The sequence below is a fragment of the Pseudomonas sp. Colony2 genome (assembly GCF_019382755.1).
Lineage (GTDB): Bacteria > Pseudomonadota > Gammaproteobacteria > Pseudomonadales > Pseudomonadaceae > Aquipseudomonas.
This window is the reverse complement of sequence record NZ_CP080030.1, coordinates 1,583,444-1,590,693: the sequence shown is the minus strand read 5'-3', so window position 1 is coordinate 1,590,693 and position 7,250 is coordinate 1,583,444. Positions and strand designations below refer to the sequence as shown.

7 protein-coding genes and 1 pseudogene are annotated in these 7,250 nt (G+C 59.4%); 4 read left to right on the top strand and 4 right to left on the bottom strand.

What is annotated here, in order from left to right:
• Position 1: 1 nt before the first annotated feature.
• Positions 2 to 148, bottom strand: coding sequence for a hypothetical protein (locus JV201_RS06755; protein ID WP_003211914.1), 147 nt, complete (start codon positions 146 to 148; stop codon positions 2 to 4).
• Between the two features lie 198 nt (positions 149 to 346).
• Between JV201_RS06755 and JV201_RS06750 the strand changes: the two genes are divergently transcribed.
• Together JV201_RS06750 and JV201_RS06745 are read left to right on the top strand one after the other, a co-directional pair.
• Positions 347 to 1,639, top strand: a complete 1,293-nt coding sequence (locus tag JV201_RS06750) for an MFS transporter (protein WP_003211917.1) — start codon at positions 347 to 349, stop codon at positions 1,637 to 1,639.
• Positions 1,640 to 1,651: 12 nt separating this feature from the next.
• A complete protein-coding gene (locus tag JV201_RS06745) occupies positions 1,652 to 2,410 on the top strand; it encodes a substrate-binding domain-containing protein (RefSeq protein WP_219406661.1) in 759 nt (252 codons plus the stop codon).
• On the opposite strand, the gene JV201_RS06740 is transcribed toward JV201_RS06745, so the two are convergent.
• A complete protein-coding gene (locus JV201_RS06740) occupies positions 2,402 to 3,304 on the bottom strand; it encodes a LysR family transcriptional regulator (RefSeq protein ID WP_008437881.1) in 903 nt (300 codons plus the stop codon). The genes JV201_RS06745 and JV201_RS06740 overlap by 9 nt on opposite strands.
• A 393-nt stretch (positions 3,305 to 3,697) precedes the next feature.
• On the opposite strand from JV201_RS06740, the gene JV201_RS06735 reads away from it, so the two are divergent.
• Both JV201_RS06735 and JV201_RS06730 read left to right on the top strand, forming a co-directional pair.
• Positions 3,698 to 4,543, top strand: a complete 846-nt coding sequence (locus tag JV201_RS06735) for a DUF6216 family protein (protein WP_003211924.1) — start codon at positions 3,698 to 3,700, stop codon at positions 4,541 to 4,543.
• A gap of 192 nt (positions 4,544 to 4,735) precedes the next feature.
• The gene (locus JV201_RS06730) at positions 4,736 to 5,587 is read left to right on the top strand and encodes a hypothetical protein (RefSeq protein ID WP_219406660.1); all 852 of its coding nucleotides are present in this window, start codon (positions 4,736 to 4,738) and stop codon (positions 5,585 to 5,587) included.
• Here JV201_RS06730 and JV201_RS30160 read toward each other — a convergent pair.
• Both JV201_RS30160 and JV201_RS30155 read right to left on the bottom strand, forming a co-directional pair.
• Complete coding sequence (locus tag JV201_RS30160; protein WP_371316412.1) at positions 5,556 to 6,365, bottom strand: methyl-accepting chemotaxis protein; 810 nt, start codon at positions 6,363 to 6,365, stop codon at positions 5,556 to 5,558. The two genes, JV201_RS06730 and JV201_RS30160, sit on opposite strands and share 32 nt — an antisense overlap.
• A gap of 48 nt (positions 6,366 to 6,413) precedes the next feature.
• A pseudogene (locus JV201_RS30155) lies at positions 6,414 to 7,181 on the bottom strand (MCP four helix bundle domain-containing protein); the annotation flags it as partial.
• Positions 7,182 to 7,250: the final 69 nt, after the last annotated feature.

Sequence of the window (7,250 nt, the reverse complement as noted above, 5' to 3'; positions counted from 1 at the left end):
CTCAAGGCCTGAGCGGGCGCTCCTGATCGCGCTCGGACAGCTCGGTGCCATCGTCCGGATGCTTCCAGGTCTGCGGCTTTTCTTCCTCGCGAAGCTTCCTCGCCCGCTCCTGCTCCAACTCTTCGCGCTGCTTCTGTTCGTTGCTCATACCCACCTCCCATCCGTAAGAATTGGACACACTGGGCAAGCATAGATGAGGGAGCGGTTTTGTGTGCATCCGGCAATTGATAACCACGACGCATCAATACATGTAAACAACTCACTTATCATTTCCAAATGTGTCAGCCACTATCCGCGGTCTTAAGCGAAACAAGCACTTTAAAAAGAACGCTGGAGACACAAGAAAATGCAAAACCCTTCACGGCCTGACTCTGCCCGCTCCAAAGTCGGCGCGGTCTTTCGCGTCACCTCCGGCAACTTTCTCGAACAGTTCGACTTCTTTCTGTTCGGTTTCTATGCCACCTATATCGCCGCCGCCTTCTTCCCTGCCGCTAATGAATTTGCGTCATTAATGATGACCTTCGCCGTGTTCGGCGCGGGCTTTTTGATGCGTCCGCTGGGGGCTATCATCCTCGGCGCGTACATCGATGATGTGGGCCGTCGCAAAGGCTTGATCGTGACCCTGGCGATCATGGCCAGTGGCACCCTGCTGATCGTGCTGGTGCCCGGCTATCACACCATTGGTTTGTGGGCACCGCTGCTGGTGCTGATGGGCCGGCTGTTGCAAGGTTTCTCGGCCGGTGCCGAACTGGGCGGCGTGTCGGTGTACCTGGCCGAAATGGCCACCCCGGGCCGCAAGGGTTTCTATACCAGTTGGCAATCGGGTAGCCAGCAGATCTCCATCGTGGTCGCGGCCGCCCTGGGTTATGGCCTGAACCAGTGGATGGAACCAGCCGTGGTTGCCGATTGGGGCTGGCGCATTCCGTTCGCCATCGGCTGCGTGATCATCCCGTTCATCTTCGTCCTGCGCCGCAACCTGCAGGAAACCGAAGAGTTCGCCAACCGCAAGCATCGCCCGACCATGCGCGAAGTGCTGGCCACCCTGGTGAAGAACTGGACCATCGTGATCGGCGGCATGATGATGGTGGCGATGACCACCACGGCCTTCTACCTGATCACCGTGTACGCACCCACCTTCGGCAAAACCGTACTCAACCTGACCACCGCCGACGCCCTGCTGGTGACCCTGCTGGTGGCCGTGTCGAACTTCATCTGGCTGCCCATCGGTGGCACCCTCAGTGACCGTTTTGGCCGCAAGCCGGTGCTGATCGCCATGACTGCTTTGACCGTGCTGACCGCGTACCCGGCACTTTCCTACGTGGTCAATGCGCCAAGCTTCGCGCACATGCTGGAAACCCTGCTGTGGTTCTCCTTCCTCTACGGCATGTACAACGGCGCCATGATCCCGGCCCTGACCGAAATCATGCCGGTGGAAGTGCGTGTGGCCGGCTTCTCCCTGGCCTATAGCCTGGCGACCGCGATCTTCGGCGGTTTTACCCCGGCGATTTCCACCTGGTTTATCCATGAGACAGGCGACAAGGCATCGCCCGCCTACTGGCTGATGTTCGCCGCGCTGTGCGCCCTGTGCGCGACGTTCGCGCTGTATCGCCGCGCCAGCGCCCGTCTGCAAGTTGCCTGAGGAGCCGCACTGATGAACCCCATGCTGAAAACACTGGCGGCACTGGCGATCGGTTCCCTGACGATGGTCGCCCACGCCGAAGAGCTGAAAGTCATGACCTCCGGCGGCTTCACCGCTGCCTACAAGGTGCTGGGTGCGCAATACGCCACCCAGAGCGGCGACACCCTCGACACCATCCTCGGCCCGTCGATGGGCAAGGCGCCGGAAGCGATTCCCAACCGCCTGGCCCGTGGCGAACACGCCGACGTGGTGATCATGGTCGGCTACGCATTGGATGAGCTGATCAAGCAAGGCAAGGTCGACAAGGCGTCCCGCGTTGAACTGGCGGACTCGCGCATCGGCCTGGTGGTCAAGGAAGGCGCGGCCAAGCCCTCGATTGCCACCGATGCCGAACTGAAGACGGTGCTGACCAACGCCAAATCCGTCGCGTACTCGGACAGCGCCAGCGGCGTCTACGTCGAAAAGGAACTGTTCAAGAAGCTCGGCATGCCGTCCAAGGGCACCATGATCGAACGCATCCCGGTGGCCTCACAGGTGGCCAAGGGTGATTACGAAGTGGGCTTGCAACAGGTGTCCGAACTGCTGCCGATTCCAGGCGTGACCTACGTCGGAAAGATCCCTGAAGACGTGCAGTCCGTCACCCGTTTTGCCGCCGGCATTCCGGTAAATGCGCAGCACCCGGCGCAGGCGAAAAAGCTCCTGCAATTCCTCGCCTCGCCCCAGGCGCAACCGGTGGTGCAATCCACCGGCCTGGATTCGGTCTCACACTGACCGGAACGGCATCTCCCGCGTCAACCGCTCCAGTTCCAGTGCCGCCGGCGTCAACGTACGCCCGCGGCGCTTGATCAACCCCACGTTGCGCACCACCTCCGGCTCCACCAGCGGCACGCTCGTCAGAATCGGATGTTCGCCGCCCGGCATCGCAATCGACGGCACCATCGCCACCCCAAGCCCCGCCTCCACCAGCCCGATCATGGTCGTCACGTGATGAGTTTCGCAGATGCTTGGTTTCTTCACCCGCACGCCGCGCAGGGCCTGGTCCAGCAGGAAGCGGTTGCCTGAGGTCTTGTCCACGGTGATGTAGTCGTGCTCGTACGCCTCGGCCCACGTCACACTGGCGCGGTCCGCCAGCGGATGCTCCCGGCGACAGGCCAGTACATAACGCTCCTGCAACAGCAGCTCGAACTCCACCCCGTCTGCCAGGCTGCCGCTGAAACTCACGCCGAAATCCGCCTCGCCACTTTCCACTGCCGCACACACCTCGCCCGCACTGGCGTCCAAGACCCGCAGGCGAATCTTCGGATAGAGTTTGTGGAATTCGGAGATCACGTGGGGCATGAAGTAGTACGCGGTGGAGGGCACACAGGCGATGGTGACATTGCCCATGCGGGTCGAGGCGACGTTGCTGATGCCCATCAGGGCGATGTCCAGGTCATCGAGCATGCGCTCGACTTGCGGCAGGAACGCGCGGCCGACCATGGTCAGGCTGACCCGGCGCGTGGTGCGCTCGAAGAGTTTGACGTCGAGGGCGGATTCGAGCTTCTCGATACGCCGGCTGAGGGCCGGCTGGGAGATACGGATGGCTTCGGCCGCCGCACGGAAACTGCCCTTGTCTACGACGGCGCGGAAGGCCTGGAGGTCGTTGAGGTCGAAGTTGATGATCATCGAGTGGGCCGTTGGGTAGTCGCGGGAGAAAAACGCTCAGATGCAAAAAACCCAGCTACAGGCTGGGTTTTTCCGGTATCTGCCGTATACAAAAATCCTGCCTCTGCTAACAGCTCAGTGAGCTGGGCTTGATCATAGGTCTCGGGTATTAGGGCGTCAATTGTCGCAAAACTGGCATCAAGCTTCACACGCTCGCTGGCACCGTCAAAACCCTTGATCAGCAGGTCTACGTGAATCTGCACACCGTATAAGCGTTTCAGTTCAATGACCTCTTGATGCTGTCCGGCTTCCTACGTGCAAGTCAGCTTCTTCCTGTTTTTCCTGAAGCAAAGACACCTCTGCCCAGTTTGCCTAGAATCGCGCGTTCGACTCGTTATGACTAAGGATTAAGCCATGACCGCCCCAATCTCCAAAAGCACACCGCTGACTTGGTATGTTGAAAATTTCCCTGCATTCAGCGGCATCGTTACTCTACTCGCCGTTGTGTGGCTGCTTTGTTTCATCTACCGACGCTCCGGCTCTCTGTTGTTTCTGCGCGACTGGATTTGGCGTTTTTTTGGTGGGCAGCCGCACTTCGAAACCGAACGTTTCGAACGCATGCGCAAGGACCTCCGTGAGCTGGAGTACTACCGCTATGAGTTCAACATTCCTGCAAACACCTTGCAGGATGCAGACTCGGCTGAAGAGTGGATGTACAACAATGGATTCACCCCACGCGATTTCGGTCGAGTGAAGCGCTACATTGACTGGAGCGACTTCACTGCCTTGAGCTTCATCACCAGAAGGTTCGCGCAGTGGAGGACCAATTGCTGTTTCTTGTTGGCCATCGTGCTGCTGGCAGGCGTAGCGATCACTCCACCTTTGATTGAATCCGGGTATTTGATGGTGTCACTGAAAAACTCTCCGGAGTCGCCATCATTCTACCTCTCCGAAGAAAACGTGAAGTTCGGGATATGGTCCGACGCAAGGCTCACTGTTGAGCAATGTCGGTCATCAGGGTCTCTGCAAGCCTTCATCCTTCCCGGTCTGCCAGAAGAAAAGCTCGACGTCATCTGCTCATTTTTTATCGATAAAAACTACAGTAAATACGTGCGCGACGGTTTGAGCGAACAGCGCGGGCTCCTGCTGTGGTTCGCCTTGCTCTCGATGGGCGGGATGATCTGGCTGGTTATCCTTATCGCGCGAATGGAAGTCGCCCGTAAGCTATACCGCCAGTGGCTTGCCAGAGGGATCAGGTGATTCCCAGAGACGTTTCAGGTGGGGCACGATATGCAGCCCTCTTGCAGGTGACCACGACAATTAATTTATATTCAGATCTTTTCTATTCACGACTACCTACCGGCAGCGCACTCAATGGATAACACAATAAAAAGGACTTCCAACCCAGCGCCTCTCTATCGCGCGCTTCTTCTGGGTCTGTGGCTACTGGGGTTGCTCTGCCTTGCCACCCTGGGCTTCTTCGCCTGGCAAAGTTTCTATCCGGTCAGCGCTGCCAATAACTGGAGTGTGCAAGTGATCCACCGCAATGTGGAAAAGGCTGCGTCGCTGATGCCAATGCTTGACGGTTCGCTGATGGTCAGCCAGGAATTGAGCAACAGCCTTGGCAGTATCGTGCGCATCTTGCCCGACGGAAAACGCGAACAGGTGGTAGGAAATTTATCCAAACCGGATGGGATGGTCGCCACTCAAGGCGGTTGGGTATTCAGCCAGGAAGTGGACGGCGCGCCGGTCAGTTTCCTCAAGGACGGCGTCGTTACCGAGCTGTTCAAGGGCGACAGCGTGCAAGGGCTGTGGGACGACGGCGAGTTCCTTTACGCCATCGAAGACCGCAAGGTAGCTGCCCGCATACTGCGCTATCGCTGGAGCGACAAGACCTTGAGCGTCGTGCGTGACCAACTCAGCGAAGGCGAGTCGATCGTTCGCTGTACCGATGGGCGCATGCTCTACACGGAAAAGAAGAAGGGTGTGGTCCGCGAATTAACCGAGGACGGTAGCGATCCAGTGGTACTGAGCCAATTGAACAAACCCACCTTCCTGATGTGCGATGAACGCGGGTTATGGATCAACGAGGATTCAACCCACCGTGCGCGTTTGTTGCTGATCGACAAGCACGGGCGCCAGCAGACGATCCTGTCTTTCCTGAAGGCGCCACAGTCGATTGTGCGTACGACGAAGGGAACGTACCTCGTGGCCGAAGGTGGCCGTGACCGTATCCTGGAACTGGTGCCATCCGTGGCACGAGTAGACCCCGTTACAGCTGAAACCGCGCCACCGCCTCATTGAGCGACACGGCCAAGCGCGCCAGCTCTTGGCTCGACCCGTTGATCTGCCCTGCTCCCGAAGATGATTGCGCGGACAGGTCACGAATGTTGACGATGTTGCGATCCACTTCCTTGGCCACTTGCGCCTGCTCCTCGGCGGCGCTGGCGATGACCAGGTTGCGCTGGTGAATCTGGTCGATGGAGTCGGTGATCTGGCTCAAGGCTCCACCGGCGCCTTCGGCCAGGATCAAGGTTTCGCTGGCCCGCTGGGTGCTCGATTGCATTGAGGTCAGTGCCTCGCTGGAGCCACTGCGCATCGCGGTGACCATCTGGTCGATTTCCAGGGTCGATTGCTGGGTGCGATGGGCCAGCGCACGCACTTCGTCGGCCACCACGGCAAAGCCACGCCCGGACTCACCGGCACGCGCCGCCTCGATGGCGGCGTTCAGGGCCAACAGGTTGGTCTGCTCGGCGATGGAGCGAATCACATCGAGCACCTTGCCGATGTCCCGCGATTGATCGGCGAGGTTTTGCACCAGGCTCGAGGTTTCACCGATGTTGGTACTCAACGCCTGAATCGCGCTGACCGTCTCGCCGACGCGCTGCTGGCCATCGCGGGCCGTTTCATTAGAGAGCCGGGTGGATTCGGAAGTGGAGACTGCATTACGTGCCACCTCATCGGCGGCCGAGGTCATCTCGTTGACCGCGGTGGCGGCTTGCTCGATTTCAGCGGTCTGCTTTTGCAGGCTGCGGCTGCTCTGGTCGGTGATGCCGTTGAGGTCGGTGGCCGACGCGGCCATCTGCCCGGCCGACTGGCGAATCAGCTGCAAGGTACTGCGCAGGCTGCCTTGCATGGTCTGCAACGCCACCAGCAGGCGCGTCACTTCGTCATCGCCGGTCACTTCAACGGTTTGCGTCAGGTCGCCTTGGGCGACGTTTTCTGCGGCACGCACCGCGTGGCTGAGCGGGCCGACAATGCTACGCGTCAGCAACCAGGCCAAGGCCACGGTGCTCAACGCCGCCAGCAGCACGAAGCCGAAGACCATCGTGCGCGAGCGGCTGTACTGCAACTCGGCCGTCTGGCCCTGCAGGTTTATCTGGGCGTTGTAATAGTCGGCCAGGGCATTGAGCTGATTGCCGGAACCGTCGACCACGGTCTTCATGTCCACCAGCAGCAACTTGTTCAGCTCGGCGGTCTGCTGCTTGTCGGCAAGGATGAACGACTGTGTGAGGCCTTGCTGGTATTGCCGCAGGGAGACCTGAAACTGGTCGTAGAGATTGCGTACCTCAGGTGTATCAAGCACCGCACTCAGGTCGGCCAGTTTCTTTGCCAGATCCTGGCTGCGGGTGTCCATCTGGCTGCGGTATTGCGAGAGGCTCGCGGGATTGGGATCAAGGGCCATGCGCAGGGAAATAGTGCGGATGCGCAGCATGATTTCGCGGATATCCGAGACCAGGCGCATTTTCGGCACCAGGCCACTTTCAACCTGCACGGCGCTTTCGCGGATGCTTGCCATGTTCGAGAGCGCAAAGAACCCCAACAGCGCCACGAGCAAGGCAATCAAGGCAAAACCGAGACCCGCACGGCGGGCGATGGACAGGCTGCGGAGCGACATGGCGATTGTTCTCATTATGGGCATACGACATCGTATGACAGAGTTTCGGCCAGTCGGGGCGGGACTTTA